At 44.6% G+C, this 13,161-nt stretch carries 13 protein-coding genes; 8 read left to right on the top strand and 5 right to left on the bottom strand.

Annotation, left to right across the window (positions count from 1 at the left end; all coding sequences use genetic code 11):
• Positions 1–453 precede the first annotated feature (453 nt).
• Positions 454–1,965, bottom strand: coding sequence for a dGTPase (gene dgt / locus RHEIN_RS00065; protein ID WP_008896916.1), 1,512 nt, complete (start codon positions 1,963–1,965; stop codon positions 454–456).
• A gap of 214 nt (positions 1,966–2,179) precedes the next feature.
• Positions 2,180–2,569 (bottom strand): DUF3037 domain-containing protein, encoded by a 390-nt coding sequence (locus tag RHEIN_RS00060; protein WP_008896915.1) that lies wholly within the window; start codon positions 2,567–2,569, stop codon positions 2,180–2,182.
• 224 nt (positions 2,570–2,793) lie between these two features.
• On the opposite strand from RHEIN_RS00060, the gene RHEIN_RS00055 reads away from it, so the two are divergent.
• From RHEIN_RS00055 to RHEIN_RS20170, 3 genes are all read left to right on the top strand, one after another.
• Positions 2,794–3,405, top strand: coding sequence for a nucleotidyltransferase domain-containing protein (locus tag RHEIN_RS00055; protein WP_008896914.1), 612 nt, complete (start codon positions 2,794–2,796; stop codon positions 3,403–3,405).
• Positions 3,362–3,784 (top strand): HEPN domain-containing protein, encoded by a 423-nt coding sequence (locus tag RHEIN_RS00050; protein WP_008896913.1) that lies wholly within the window; start codon positions 3,362–3,364, stop codon positions 3,782–3,784. The genes RHEIN_RS00055 and RHEIN_RS00050 overlap by 44 nt, the downstream gene beginning before the upstream one ends.
• A gap of 334 nt (positions 3,785–4,118) precedes the next feature.
• The gene (locus RHEIN_RS20170) at positions 4,119–6,005 is read left to right on the top strand and encodes an endonuclease/exonuclease/phosphatase family protein (protein WP_008896912.1); all 1,887 of its coding nucleotides are present in this window, start codon (positions 4,119–4,121) and stop codon (positions 6,003–6,005) included.
• Positions 6,006–6,111: 106 nt separating this feature from the next.
• On the opposite strand, the gene RHEIN_RS21170 is transcribed toward RHEIN_RS20170, so the two are convergent.
• Together RHEIN_RS21170 and RHEIN_RS00035 are read right to left on the bottom strand one after the other, a co-directional pair.
• A complete protein-coding gene (locus tag RHEIN_RS21170) occupies positions 6,112–6,360 on the bottom strand; it encodes a hypothetical protein (RefSeq protein WP_040554147.1) in 249 nt (82 codons plus the stop codon).
• Positions 6,361–6,548: 188 nt separating this feature from the next.
• Positions 6,549–7,541 carry a branched-chain amino acid aminotransferase gene (locus tag RHEIN_RS00035; protein WP_008896911.1) on the bottom strand — a complete coding sequence of 331 codons (993 nt, stop codon included), beginning with the start codon at positions 7,539–7,541 and terminating at the stop codon, positions 6,549–6,551.
• Positions 7,542–7,912: 371 nt separating this feature from the next.
• On the opposite strand from RHEIN_RS00035, the gene RHEIN_RS00030 reads away from it, so the two are divergent.
• The 4 genes from RHEIN_RS00030 (at position 7,913) to RHEIN_RS00015 (ending at position 10,168) form a co-directional block, all read left to right on the top strand.
• Positions 7,913–8,326: a hypothetical protein gene (locus RHEIN_RS00030; RefSeq protein WP_008896910.1), complete on the top strand. Its 414-nt coding sequence runs from the start codon at positions 7,913–7,915 to the stop codon at positions 8,324–8,326.
• 47 nt (positions 8,327–8,373) lie between these two features.
• Entirely contained in the window at positions 8,374–9,333 is a 960-nt protein-coding gene (locus RHEIN_RS20165) for a S41 family peptidase (RefSeq protein WP_008896909.1), read from the top strand.
• Positions 9,334–9,461: 128 nt separating this feature from the next.
• Positions 9,462–9,953 carry a hypothetical protein gene (locus RHEIN_RS00020; protein WP_040554146.1) on the top strand — a complete coding sequence of 164 codons (492 nt, stop codon included), beginning with the start codon at positions 9,462–9,464 and terminating at the stop codon, positions 9,951–9,953.
• On the top strand, positions 9,953–10,168 hold the full coding sequence (locus RHEIN_RS00015; protein WP_008896907.1) for a helix-turn-helix transcriptional regulator: 216 nt from the start codon (positions 9,953–9,955) through the stop codon (positions 10,166–10,168). The genes RHEIN_RS00020 and RHEIN_RS00015 overlap by 1 nt, the downstream gene beginning before the upstream one ends.
• A gap of 25 nt (positions 10,169–10,193) precedes the next feature.
• On the opposite strand, the gene RHEIN_RS00010 is transcribed toward RHEIN_RS00015, so the two are convergent.
• Positions 10,194–10,673 (bottom strand): hypothetical protein, encoded by a 480-nt coding sequence (locus RHEIN_RS00010; protein WP_008896906.1) that lies wholly within the window; start codon positions 10,671–10,673, stop codon positions 10,194–10,196.
• A gap of 495 nt (positions 10,674–11,168) precedes the next feature.
• On the opposite strand from RHEIN_RS00010, the gene RHEIN_RS00005 reads away from it, so the two are divergent.
• Positions 11,169–13,022, top strand: a complete 1,854-nt coding sequence (locus tag RHEIN_RS00005) for a hypothetical protein (protein WP_008896905.1) — start codon at positions 11,169–11,171, stop codon at positions 13,020–13,022.
• Positions 13,023–13,161: the final 139 nt, after the last annotated feature.

The raw sequence follows: 13,161 nt of genomic DNA, 5'->3' as shown, positions 1-13,161 counted from the left end.
AAAAAACTTAATCGCCTTTTCCACTTCGTCTCTTTTGACTAAATGCGGGACTTTGGGGTCGGCGTTATTACGGCCCTGATGCACTACCTCACCGAAAATCGGTGTCAGGTCTTGCCCTTTGCCCCAGTTAATTCTGAAGTTGCATAAGAAAAGCAGAAGGTATGAAGCGGGAGATCTAAAGGCTAAAAGGCCAAAAAGAACTGAACTGCCAAACTTCCTTTTCCGGCAACTTCGTTACAGTTGTAACTTGTTTAGAACCAAGTTAGTGCAGCTTTAGTCAAACAGCAAGCTCTTTTTCGGGACTTGCTGCTAATATCATATGCTGTATGTGATTGGCTATCTCAAACAACCGCTATGGTAGTGTTTGATATTTCTTGTGCGCTTTCATTTTTTATTTTTTCGGCGAATTTTCAGGTTCGCCAGAAGCCTCAAATATTTAGATTGCTTGTGGTCTCAACGGCAAAGCACCAAAGATTCGTATTCATCCAGCGCATAGTGATCTGTCATACCGCTGATATGGTCCTGAATTAACCGGCAGCGCAGATAGCGCTCGTAAACTTCGCCATCGTGCGGCAGGTTGGATGGCGGGGTTTGTAATGCTTTTTGGTAGCTGAATTTATATTTACCTGGCAGGCGGCCAGCTAATCTATTTTCTAAAGGCAGCGTTTTATTAGCCTTGCCAGCAAGCACATTGGCAAAGTCATCTTTACTCAGGCGCATTATGGGCAGATACGAATCCAGCAAGCCCCCTATGATCTTAAAGCCTTGAATTTCCAACAATTCAACTTCCCGAGCATTAAACACATAACTGCGCGCTACAGATTTAAAGGTTTCGGTCACAGCGTGGTATTGGCTATCGTCCTCTAACAAAGCCCTGTTAAAACTGCCGTTATAAATTTGCTCAATGTTGGATAAAAACTGCTCTGCTGCATATTTAACCAAAGGATGAAGAATGCCTACACGTAGACTGATAAAAAATTCGTAGACCCTGTTATCTTCCAGATTTTCAGCTTTTCTCCACGCCGCATTAACTATGTCTTCGAATGTAACGGATGTATCTCTTAACCCTTTTAACTTGCTGTCACAAGGCACCTTGCAGTTGGTTTTAAAATGTTCCAGTAGCGCTACTTTCAACTCTTCCAGGCTTAAAAGTTCTTTTTCAACCGCATCTTCAATATCTGCAATGCAGTAGGAGATATCGTCTGCCGCTTCCATGATGTAACTCAGTGGATGGCGGTGAAATTCGGCAATACCTAAAACTTCGTTTTGCTGTCTGACAAACCCGGCTTCGGTGTAAAAGTAACCAGGTTTTTTCATCAGGTAGCTATAGGGTTTGTGTTCGTCTTCTCTTACTAACCAGGCTGGTCTGGTGTACTTCATAATGCAGGCCGACTGGGAGTACGTCAGGTTCATTGTTTGTAGTGAGGTAACAATCCGAATACCTTGGGCGTTGCCTTCATAATTTTGCAGTTCAAGCGCGAGCTTCTGCCACAACAATGCTGCAGTTTCAGATTTCCTGATGGCGTCTTTGGGCTTGATCCGAAACAGGTTAGCTGAAAACCATTTATTGATAGCAGCTTCGCCTGAATGGCCAAAAGGCGGGTTGCCGATATCGTGCATCAGACAAGCCATTTCTATCAGACTTTCTATTGGCCGTTCCAGCTCGGTGAAATAGTAGGGATCAGTCTTATTTACTTCGGGTACCTGATATTTTTCACTTAACAGGCGGCAAATGGATTGCACAATAAAACGGCCAACCTGCTGCACCTCCATCGAATGGGTTAATCGGCTACGAACTGCTGCATTTCGTTCTAACGGAAACACCTGAGTTTTTTGCTGTAAGCGCCTGATGGCTGCCGAATTAATAATACGGCCTCTGTCACTTTCAAAGGCAAAGTCTAAAGCGGATTTTGAAGAGCGATTAGGGCGATCGGCTTTGATTTTTTTATGAAAATCTATATCCATCAGGACAACTCCTTGAACTGCAGCCAAAGTGGCTTAGTTCAAATTAAAACAGGTACATGGAAAGCTCAAGCAGATTTTTATTGCAGCTATGTCAGAGGGTTTTTAAGTCAGATTCAAACTCAATAGTAAATTTAGTGGGCAGCAAAAGACTGATATGTTCGGGTCTGTGATGACCTGTGTGCATTTCATCTGGTGTGTGGTTCAAAGACTTGAATTATAACTGCACCAATTGCTTAATTAACTGCGCTAGAAGTTCAGCAGGTTTAGCCGCACTCAACACAGAGCGTTGCCCGGAATAACGGATCAGCTGTTCACGTGGGCGGATCAATTCCTGAAAGGTGGCGAATAGTTGAGTTGAGCTGTGTTGCTCTGCCAATTGCTGTATCCGATTTAATTCATCAGTTAACAGCTTAAGAGTGTTCGGTAGTAAGTCGTTATTCAGCCGAGGAAAAAACAGCTGCACCCGCTCTGATGGCGTGGGGATAAGCTGAAAAGCAAAAACACCAACATCAGGCGCACATAACACTATACCCACATTGGCAAACTCACCTGTCTCGGCGAAAGGTAAAAACCTTACTATGGCGTATTGGTAGATAGTTTTCATTGGGGTTTTGACTGTTCTGGTTGCCTGGCTCAGTCAAACTAAAACAGCTTTGGTGCAAGCACAAGTGCATTGGTGGTCGATTTTTATAGGCCACAACCAATCTGGTGGTAAGTTATACCTGCCATTCTTAGCTGGATCTCATTTCACAGCCTGAAAGTCACTAATTGACGAATGAAGCCTAAAAGGCTACATTCGTAGCTTTATTGGCTTCACTTGGTGCTGTTGTGTCTGCTCTTACTGATTTGCTTTTTACCGGTTACCGCCGTCAGGTGTTGGGTTTGCTGTTGCTTAAACCCGACGAGGCCTGGCATGTGCGTGAAATTGCCCGTTTAACTCATACCCAGCCTGGTACCTTGCATAAAGAGCTGACCAAACTGGCTCAGGCAGGTATTTTGAAGAAAACACAGCAGGGTAATCAGCTGTGTTATCAGGCAGATACCAGCTGTGTAGTCTATGAAGAGTTGGCCAGTATTCTGCGCAAAACCACAGGTTTGGCTGATGTATTGCGACAGGCTTTGTTACCTGTATCCGATCAGCTGCAGTTTGCGGCTGTGTTTGGTTCTGTCGCCAGTGGCAAGGCTACAGCCAATAGCGATATCGATCTGCTGCTGGTGGGAGAACTGAGTTTTGCTGATGCAGTAAAAAACCTTTATCCGGCGCAGCAACAGCTTGGCCGCGAGATCAATCCTAAACTATATTCATTGTCCGAATGGCAGAAAGCACTGGCAAAGCAATCAGGTTTTATCCGTGAACTGCTTGCCAACCCGCTACTGATGATAGTAGGAGACAAGGATGACCTTAGACAATCTGATTGGCAAACTACTGGAACGCATTAACCCCGATCGCGCCGCAATTCAGCGTTTGCTTGAAGCTGCACAACGCAATATTAAAGATGCAGAGTTGATTGAGCTGAGTAATGAAAACCGCTTTGATGCTGCGTACAAAGCCATTATGCAGTTGTCGAATGCCGCATTGCAGGCAGTTGGATTTAGAACTCTCACCAGTAAACCTGGCCACCACCAAACCATGTTACAGTCGCTAGTGAAAACTGTTGGCATAGATACAGACAGGCTTATCGTTCTGGACGCTTTGCGTAAACAGCGTAATGTTGCTGATTATTCTGGTGATCTGGTTGAGGATGCTGCCGTTGCTGAATGCATCAAACAGGCAAAAGAACTGTTGGTTTTGACACAAGATTGGTTAAAGCGGGATTGATGGATTTCAAACAAAGCAGAATTCGTATGCTTTGTTTCTCTTGTGCAGGTTTTTGACCTAAAGCCTTAGGTACAACGCTGTAAATGCTCAATCACGCGTTTTAACGGGAAAGAATCTTAAAAATCTGACTCTGGTCTTTTCAGTTCGTCTATACGACTCTGCAAAAATTGCTGTCCCAACCAAGGTTAAAACCTGCGCCACCCGCTGATTTGCCCTGCATTCTGTAACCCTGACTATACTGATAAAGATATATTGTATAAAAAATACATAATGTCATATTGTGTAAATATTGTTGATTTATTGTGTCTGCCTTCCCATCACGTGAGGCTTACTTATGCGTTTACACTCTGTTGTTCATACCTTGTTGCTGTACGGAATGGCATTGCTGCTGATGTTAGCTGCTGCTATTACCAATGCCAGTCAGGTACAGTCAAATAGCTCTGCACAATTCTCATTAACAAAAAGTGTTGTTTATACCACTGAAACTATTGAGGTTGTTTTTACCGGCGGCTCTGGCAATGTCTCGGATTGGTTTGGTATTTATCCACAAAATGTGCAGCCGGGATCGCGTGCAGCCACGGATTGGAAATATATTAATAACAGTCGTTTGGCTTCAGCTGTGGGTATCAATGGCCGGGTGAGCTTTGCGGCAACAGCTTTGTCGCCCGGGCGTTACAGCCTTTGGTTTTTAGCTAACAATGGCTATAGCCCTTTAGCTCAGGCGGTGAATTTTGAGGTGTTAAGTTCAGCCGATCAGCCAGGCTTAGTGATTAAGAATCCACAGCCAGGAATTGCTGAGCAGTTAGTGGTGGAATTCAATAATCCCAGGGCGTCAAAAACCGACTGGCTGGGTGTTTATGCTAAGGGCACCACACCTGGACCCGGCTCTGCTGCCTGGCTGTATTTAAATGGTACTAAAACAGCCACAAGTGCTATTGGCAGTGGTTTGCTGAATATTGCGCCACCTGTAGCAGCAGGCCAGTACGAATTATGGCTGCTTGCTAACGACGGCTATACAGTGAAAGCTGGCCCCGTCAGTTTTACTGTGAAAGATGCCAGGCCAATGGCATGGATAAATTCTAAATTCCGGCTTTATCAGGCGGTTGCAGAGCAGAACTATCAATTAAAACTCTCGGCATACCTGCGGAAAAACTCAGCCGCCTTCACCTTTCAATTAATCTCAGGACCGGGCTGGTTAACCTTATCGCCGGACGGCATTTTGCAGGGCATGCCCGCATTATCCGATGCCGGGTTGCAACAACTGGTGGTGCGCGCGCTGGATTCAGAGCAACAAGTTTCAGTGGATGCTGTAGTGACATTGCCAGTGCTGACGCCTTTGCAGCAGGAGCAATCTGCAATCAAAGTGATGACTTACAATGTCTGGCGCTCTTTTGGCCGGGTAAATGATGGCTTTCAGAAAGGCCTCGAATCTATAGTGAGGTCAGAAGCCGATATTATTGCGTTACAGGAAGTGAATCAGGCTTTAGCAGCGCAGCTTGCCGATGAGCTTGGCTGGTATCACGCTGTTGGCTCCTATGCTGGTATTCAGATTATCAGCCGCTTCCCTGTGCTTGATAGTACTAATATTGATTTTTCGCTGGTGGCCAAAATCAAACTCCCTTATGCCAATAATCTTTCTGTATGGCTGGCGAATACTCATTTGGATCCGCATTATTATGGTCCTTATGCGGCTGAATTATCCGGTGCTACGCCTCAGTCTGTATTGCACGAAGAGCATCGTTCTGAGCGCTTGCCGCAAATCAGATATTTGCTCAACGGGCTGCAGTCGCTGATTGCACAATCTGCAGAAACTCCTGTGTTACTCGCAGGCGATTTTAACGTGCCTTCCCATTTGGACTGGACAGCCGCTACTGCCGGGAAACGCAATGGTGTTGGCAAGCTGATCTGGCCAACCAGTGATGCTGTGGTAAAAGCGGGTTTTACTGATACTTACCGTTATATTCACCCTGATCCTGTGCTGTCGCCTGGCAATACCTGGTCGCCTGTGTTTAAAGCCACTGAACCTCAGGACCGTATCGACCGGATTTATTGGCAAGGTGCTTTATTAAAACCAACAGCGTCCAGAGCTTTTACCACTGAAGTTGAAACTACAGTGGGGCGCGAAGGCAGTTCAACGGCACCTGTGCTGAATAATACCTGGCCTTCTGATCATGCTGCCGTTATTACGGAGCTGACTTTGCAACACAGTCCTTCACATTGATACTGTACGGGCAGAGTTTGTCTCTGCCCGTTTAACCTTTAATACGATACTGGCTTTAAAAAAGTTTCTTAACCCAAAACACTGAGATCCCGGCTGGTTTCCGGGGCTATTTATTATCCGGATTGTTGATGTCCTCATTAGCCGCCAGTTGTGTAATCAGTAGTTCAATTTGTTGGCGTTGCTGTTGTAAGTCTGCCACTTGCTGGTCTATGTCGGTCAGTTTTTTCTGTCTTCGCTGTAGTATCTGTAGCCGCTGTTTTGCCGCGATGGGCTTATTAAACCTTGTTCTTCCAGAAAGCGCAGTTTTGATATCAGAGATATTTAATACTTTGGCTAGTTGACCAATTCGATACATGCTGTGGGCTTCGCAGCTGCAGAAAACTATCGACGGATACTTGCATAGAATCTCTTGACTCTCAACTGGGGTTGAAGCTTTACACTTGCGTTGTACTTGAGGTTAGACGGCCTTTATTGAGATTGGATTGGAATTTTAGACGGGCGGGTGCAAGACCCGCCCCTACTTGTTGTTGGTTATATCGCGGATTAAACCTTAGTCAACCAGCCATGTTTATCTTCGGCTTTGCCCCACTGAATATCGTTCAGGGTTTGGCGTAATTTGGCGGTGGTGCTGCCCGGTTCGCCGTTGCCTACTTTGTATTCTTTGCCTTGGTGGATCAGGGTGCCAACAGGTGCTAATACAGCAGCTGTGCCAGATAAAGCGGCTTCTGTGCCTGGTTTGGCGGCGCGTTCCAGCAGTTCTTCTACTGTCAGTTCGCGTTCTGATACTTTCATGCCTAAGTCACGGGCCAGCGTCAGGATAGTGTCGCGGGTGATGCCGTGCAGGAAGGATGCGTCCAGCGCTTTGGTGATAATTTCGTTGCCGTCGATCAGCAGGAAGTTGGCTGCGCCTGTTTCCTGTACGTCGCCATTCGGGCAGAACAGCACCTGATCGGCCTGATATTTGGCTTTGGCTTGCATTGTTGGTTGCAGAGCGCTGGCGTAGTTACCACCACTTTTGATCATGCCCATATGAGGTGCACAGCGGGCGTTGTCTTCCATCAACAAACGTAAAGCGCGGCTGCCACCGGCAAAATAATCGCCAACCGGAGATAACAATACGTATAACAAAGAGGTTAGGGTTGGAGTAGCTGCTTTACCAATGGCCGGTTCAGTGCCGATATGAGTAGGGCGGATATACATAGAACCTGGTGGTGTTGGTACGTCGGCGGCATAATGGCGCACTACGTCGACAATCATCTGGCTTAGCAGTTCTGCGTCAAAGCCTGGTAAAGACAATAATTCGGAGCTTTGTTGCATACGGGCCACGTTTTTGTCCATGCGGAAAATAACCACAGAACCATCTTCATGACGGAAGGCTTTTAAGCCTTCAAAACAAGTGCTGGCGTAATGCAGCACATGAGCGCCCGGGTGCAGACTGATGTTATCGGACGGAACTATTGCGGATTGACTCCAGGCTGTACCATCAAAACGGGCCATCGCCATTTCAGGCATAAATACACTACCAAAAGCTGCCATTTTTTCTTTTCCTGCTGATGTTCAAGGGCCAGTGTAGGCTGGCCTGATTAAAGTTGGATGCGTTTTGTTATATGGGTTGGGCTTTATAGCGGCTTCTAGCTTGATGCTGTGCCACGGCCTTGGTGAAAAACTTAACCCTGAGAATTATCAACGCTTAGCCATTGTACTCAGGCTTGCCCGGTTAGGCATCAACTAATTGCTTTCAGGCAGGCAGGAATTGAGGATTGACGGGGTTTTCTGTTGGGAAAATTGCAGGATGATCAGTAGTTGCAAAAAAGTAAAACCAGTATGGGGGCAGATTGTTCCTGTTAAGCCTTGTTTTTGAGCTGGGCAATCCTTATCCTCCGGTTATGTTATACAGGAAGCTTGTCATGCCACTTCAACCCAACACCAAACTAGTGCGAACAGCGGCTTTGCTGCTGGCAGGCGTAGCTTTGGTATGGCTGCTGGCCTTTTTGCATACCACTTCTATAGTTGAACGGCACGGACCAGACTATCAGCAGCTTTGGACTGTTGCTGCGGATACGGGCGAAGCGCCTTTGTTACAACAACTTCAGCGCAGTCCTGCCTTGTTATTTTTACATCAGAAACAACAGGCGGATTACCAGTTGGTGCTGGAATTTGGCAAGCTGGTGTTAGCTTTAATTCCCTTGATACTGCCTTTGAGTTTTTTGCTATTGCTCTGGTTTATTCGCGCTGGGCCTGGCCGTCGTTTCAGGCTGGCGTTATGGCACGACGCTAACCTGCATAAAAAACGGCTTTATTATCAGCCTTCACTCAAATAACTGAATTTATAGGTTTACAGAACTTTTATCAGTAATTTGAGGTATTTATGATTTCTTTATTAAAAAGACAGTGCCTTGCTCTGGCGCTGCTTGTTATTGTTTTTCCATTTTTTGTTCACGCCAACACCCCTCTTACCCCAGCTGAACGGCAGGCCAGTATTGAGGGCATCAACACCATTCTGAATCAGCAGTATGTATTTCCCGAAACTGCGCTAAAAGTCAGTGCGCTTTTACTGCAACAAGAGCAAAGCGGCGCTTTGGCTGATATCACTACTCAGGAGCAGTTTGCTGACAAAGTAGGGGATTTAATGCGTCAATACAGCGGTGATGGTCATCTGAGTCTGGCTTTAATAGCTGAGCAAGGTGGTGTATCGCATCGTTTGAAAGAGACAGAAGAGCGTAAAATCAATAACTTTGCCTTCGAGCAGGCGCGTATTTTGCCTGGCAATGTGGGTTATCTGAAACTGCATAAATTCTGGCAAACCGAAGAAGCGCATAAAATTGGTCATGCCGCTTTAGTGTTTTTAAGCCACAGCGATCATATAGTCATCGACCTGCGTGACAGCGCTGGTGGTTCACCCCAGTTGGTGCAGTATTTAATCAGCCATTTTGTGCCAGAAGGTACGCTGCTGTGGGAAGTCTTGGATCGCAATGGTAAAAGTACTGAGCAAGTACTAAGTCTGGCCGTGCCTGATGCTGAACTATTAAAAACCAAGCCGCTATATATTCTGCAAAGCAAACAATTGGCCAGTGCTGGCGAGTTTTTTACTTATACCTTGCAGCAACTTAGCCGCGCTGTGCTGATTGGCGAAACCAGTGCTGGCCTGGCGCATTACACTGGTGCTGCCCAGGTCAACGACTGGCTTTTTGTGCGTATTCCGATGTTCAGGCCTATAAGCCCAGTCACAGGTACTAACTTTGAAGGCGTTGGTGTGGAGCCGAATATCAGGGTAAGCGCAGAAATGGCGCTTTATACCGCCTTGAGGGTGGTGAATAAGGGGAGTTAGAAGTAAGGACTAAGATTACTCCAGTTGGTTTTAGATTAGATGTAACCTTAAGGTGTCGAAAAAGCCTGACTTTGATACCTTAAGGTTTCATATTGATACCTAAGGGTATCGGTGGTGGGGTAAATAAAATGTCGAAATGGTCAGTGCAAGATCAAGAGAATTCAGTAAAGGCAGCGGTATTTAGTTCAGCCTTTATCAGCTTAATCAGTTTTGTGTATTTTTTAGATGAAATTAGTTTGTTGTGGTTTAAATCAGAAGCCGCCAACGATCTGCTGACTTTTGGTTACCTTATTGCTGTGTTTTATTTCTTTCGCACCTTATCTTGTCAGCCAGGTTTGTTGAATTACGGCTGGCGTTTACGTGAATTGCATGGTGATTATGCAGATGAATATCTGCGCAGCCGCTATCAGCGCGCCACGGCCCTGGCCTTTCAGTTGATGATTATCACGTCTTTTCTCTGCATAGTTCTGACAGACTTGCTAGTGAAGTTTGGCTGGGCAGATTTTTTGTCCTTTAAACTGTTTTCAATACTGACGGTGTTGGTGGGCAGCCTGAGTTTTTATCTGAAGCTCAGAACAGTATTTAACGAGCAAGACGATATAGAGCAGGAAACTAACTGATGGATGAACAGCAACTTTATAACCGTATTGCTGAACTGCGCGCGGCCAGAGCTTTGTCGCAACAGCAACTTGCTGACACTATAGGCGTTTCACGCAAAACCATCAGTACTGAAGAAACCAGCCGTTTTACGCCGTCAGTGCTGATTGCTTTGCAACTGGCACACTATCTTGACGTGCCGGTAGAGCAGATTTTCAGCCTTAGCTCCTTTCGCTAACAATTGTTGAAACCCGGGCTGATGTTTATTCGTTAACGATTTCAATCTGAGGCGCATGCTGACGGAAAAAATGCCGTACTTGTTGCAGCTCATCCAGTTGAAATATCCACTGATGCCCCTGATTCCATGCCAGTTGTAAAAAAGCAGGCCCTTGAATATCAATACGGCCAATCACTACTTTACGTACTGTATCCGGTAGTGGGTAGTCAGCTATGAAAATCCGGTTGTTTTCTGTTTTAAGCACTTCCATCAGACTGCCCACTGATTCTCTGGGAAAGCCTTTGGCTTGCAAAAGAAATATAGTGAATAGCAGTGGAGGGTAGAGACCAGAAACTAACATGAATTCACTGCCCCTCGCGCTGTAGTTGTACAACACTAAACTTAACCAGAGCAAGTTAGCCAGGATCAGCCATAGTTTTCCCTTTTGGCTGAGGTTTTTCCAGCCGAGTGTTATCGATGCACGGGATGGGGTTTGATATTTCCACAGGATTTGGGGTTTTTGCATAACTCTTCCTTGAAACATGCCGTTTTCGCGGGCTATTTTTTGCCAATTCGTCAGATATATAAAACCATTAAACTCATTTTTTACCTTTTCAACAATAAGAATTACCTGAATTTTTATTACAACTTAAATTTCAGCCATTGTATTAACCCGGTGATGTTCTGTACCAATTCAACACAACAGTCCCTGAATTTATCGGCAAAGTTTATCGTCGTTCTTTGCTCAACATCGAAAGATAAGCCAATAGTCAGGGCAAAAAATTAAAGATGATTATTTGATTTTTGAGTTTAAAACCTGCCTGAATGAACAATATCACTTAACACCTTAGTACATTAAAAATGTGTGGAGAAGCTTGTTGCAGGTCCTCCCCAAATAGTACTTGAAGCTAACTCATTGATTTGAAAATGACCCAAAAATTACGGTCATAATTTGATAGTAATCTTCCGCTTTGCTCAGTAGAATCGCGCTCAATTTTGTAATGTGAACTGAGGGTTTCTAATGAATAAGGGAATGTTAATTTTCGCATGCTGTCTGTTGTTGGCAGGATGTGGTGGTTCAGGCGGAGGTAGTTCAGATTCTGGCTCTGGGTCAACTAATACAGCGCCTGTGATCAGTGGTGCTTTGAGTTTTGATGTCACTGTTCTGGAAAGCCGGGTATTGACTTATGCAGTTACTGATGCTGAACAGGATGCAGTGACTGTGAGTTTTGCCAATAAACCAGAGTGGATTGAAGGTGCTTTGCAAAACAATCAACTTACACTTTCAATGAAGCCTGGCTTTTTTGACATTAAAAACCATACATTTAGCATAACGTTATCCGATGGGAAGGCTAAAAGTACCTATGACTTCTCTGTTAATGTAACGGATGATTCGCAGCGTTGGGTACAAATTAATAAAGCTGAATCAGAGTTTGTTGGGCAATGGAGTTTCGACAACAATAGCAAATTAGTTTTATACCCAAATAATGAAGGCGTATATGTTCAGCAGGACGATAACATTTCTAAACTATCATGGCAGTATCGGAATGGTTATGTTGAACTTCACACTGAGAAACTAATTTGTTTAGAAGAATGCCATGAATCTATTGAACTTTATATGGTTGCAGAAAAAGATCATCTGCGTCGCTTGATTCTTGAATCAGATATCGCAGCTTTGGCAGTGACAGCAACTAAAGCTCAACAGCAAAATATGGCTGAGGGTATCTACGTTACACCTCAATTTTCTAACGGTAAGGCTCAACAAGTACTGGCGAATAGCATAGAGTTTGAGCTGCCTATTCATTTCGAATTTGGTTACGGATCTTCAACTTCATTTATGGCAGCTATTGAACTGGCTACTGTGAAAAATGACAAGAATAAAACAGTGCAGCTTCCGGCTGAACCTATATATAGCTTTCCGATCTGGCTACATAACTTCAACGCCAATGAATCCACTTCAGTTGATGTTGATATTCAGCTGGTTGATGCTGAATTTTTGCCATCAGAATCGGATATTCTGGTGTTTAGTTATGGCGTGAAAGTGACGCTGAAAGATGCAACTATTAATCCAGAAAACTACATAGGCTTGTCTGAACTTCTGGATACTGAACTCAGGTTTTTTGCAACCCTGCTCAAAGCACAATCTTTGCCGGTGCCCGAGTTTGATCTGAATGTATCTTATTTTTCTGGTTTCAGACTGAAACATGATTTTACTGAATCGGATTTTGTGTTTGGTGGCTCTGAAGTTATTTTTACCAGCAATACAGAGGGCAAAGCTATCTTCACTTTAGCTGCGACCCAACAAAAATCAGAGCAAGCCTTTACATGGCGTGTTGCCAACGAACAACTGATAATTACCTTAGACGGCAAGAATTATACATACGGCTTTATTAAGACGCCTATGGGCGACATTTCTATTGTTGCAGGGCAGGACTGGTATTCTCCCTTTGTACAACAAAGTATAGAAAGTAAAACAGATGATTTGATTGGTTCTTTTTTTTATGGAAACAGTATTACAGGTAGCGATAAGTACTACATGAATATTTTCCCTAACTATACAGCATCACTGTTCTCTTTTTATCCTGAAACTGAGTCTACTTCTCACTATAACAAATGGCGTGCTGAGACTGACGGCGCCATGACCATCCTCTATAGCTTCGCTTGTGCGAGAGAGGATAGTTTTAGTCGCTGTGAAACGGATCTGGAACAGCGATATGAGAATAATGAACCAGTAACACTGGAACACCAATCGTTAAAAGTAGTAGCAAAGGATGATAAGCATACCTGGATACACAGGAGCATAACTTACAAAAACAGAAGTATAAACCGTAGTTATGAGCACTTTGAAAAGGTATTCAATGTGCCGATGAACTAACATAAGGTTAGTGGATGTATAGAGCCTCTGATTGTGGTCAATAATCAGAGGCTTTTTTGTAGTTCTGACCTATCCCCCATTTTTAGAACCACTCGTAGAATGAATTGAGCTATTCTGCCAAGCTGGCGCAAGGTTCTGT

The organism is Rheinheimera sp. A13L (assembly GCF_000217935.1).
In the GTDB taxonomy this organism is placed as follows: Bacteria; Pseudomonadota; Gammaproteobacteria; order Enterobacterales; family Alteromonadaceae; genus Pararheinheimera.
Note: the sequence above shows the minus strand (reverse complement) of the source record. Positions and strands in the feature narration are given on the sequence as shown.

Excerpts from the sequence above, each read along its gene's own strand:
- dgt (WP_008896916.1), bottom strand. The coding sequence starts at position 1,965 with ATGGATATAGATTTTCATAAAAAAATCAAAGCCGATCGCCCTAATCGC.
- RHEIN_RS00060 (WP_008896915.1), bottom strand. The coding sequence starts at position 2,569 with ATGAAAACTATCTACCAATACGCCATAGTAAGGTTTTTACCTTTCGCC.
- RHEIN_RS00050 (WP_008896913.1), top strand. The coding sequence starts at position 3,362 with ATGACCTTAGACAATCTGATTGGCAAACTACTGGAACGCATTAACCCC.
- RHEIN_RS20170 (WP_008896912.1), top strand. The coding sequence starts at position 4,119 with ATGCGTTTACACTCTGTTGTTCATACCTTGTTGCTGTACGGAATGGCA.
- RHEIN_RS21170 (WP_040554147.1), bottom strand. The coding sequence starts at position 6,360 with ATGTATCGAATTGGTCAACTAGCCAAAGTATTAAATATCTCTGATATC.
- RHEIN_RS00035 (WP_008896911.1), bottom strand. The coding sequence starts at position 7,541 with ATGGCAGCTTTTGGTAGTGTATTTATGCCTGAAATGGCGATGGCCCGT.
- RHEIN_RS00030 (WP_008896910.1), top strand. The coding sequence starts at position 7,913 with ATGCCACTTCAACCCAACACCAAACTAGTGCGAACAGCGGCTTTGCTG.
- RHEIN_RS20165 (WP_008896909.1), top strand. The coding sequence starts at position 8,374 with ATGATTTCTTTATTAAAAAGACAGTGCCTTGCTCTGGCGCTGCTTGTT.
- RHEIN_RS00020 (WP_040554146.1), top strand. The coding sequence starts at position 9,462 with ATGTCGAAATGGTCAGTGCAAGATCAAGAGAATTCAGTAAAGGCAGCG.
- RHEIN_RS00015 (WP_008896907.1), top strand. The coding sequence starts at position 9,953 with ATGGATGAACAGCAACTTTATAACCGTATTGCTGAACTGCGCGCGGCC.
- RHEIN_RS00010 (WP_008896906.1), bottom strand. The coding sequence starts at position 10,673 with ATGCAAAAACCCCAAATCCTGTGGAAATATCAAACCCCATCCCGTGCA.
- RHEIN_RS00005 (WP_008896905.1), top strand. The coding sequence starts at position 11,169 with ATGAATAAGGGAATGTTAATTTTCGCATGCTGTCTGTTGTTGGCAGGA.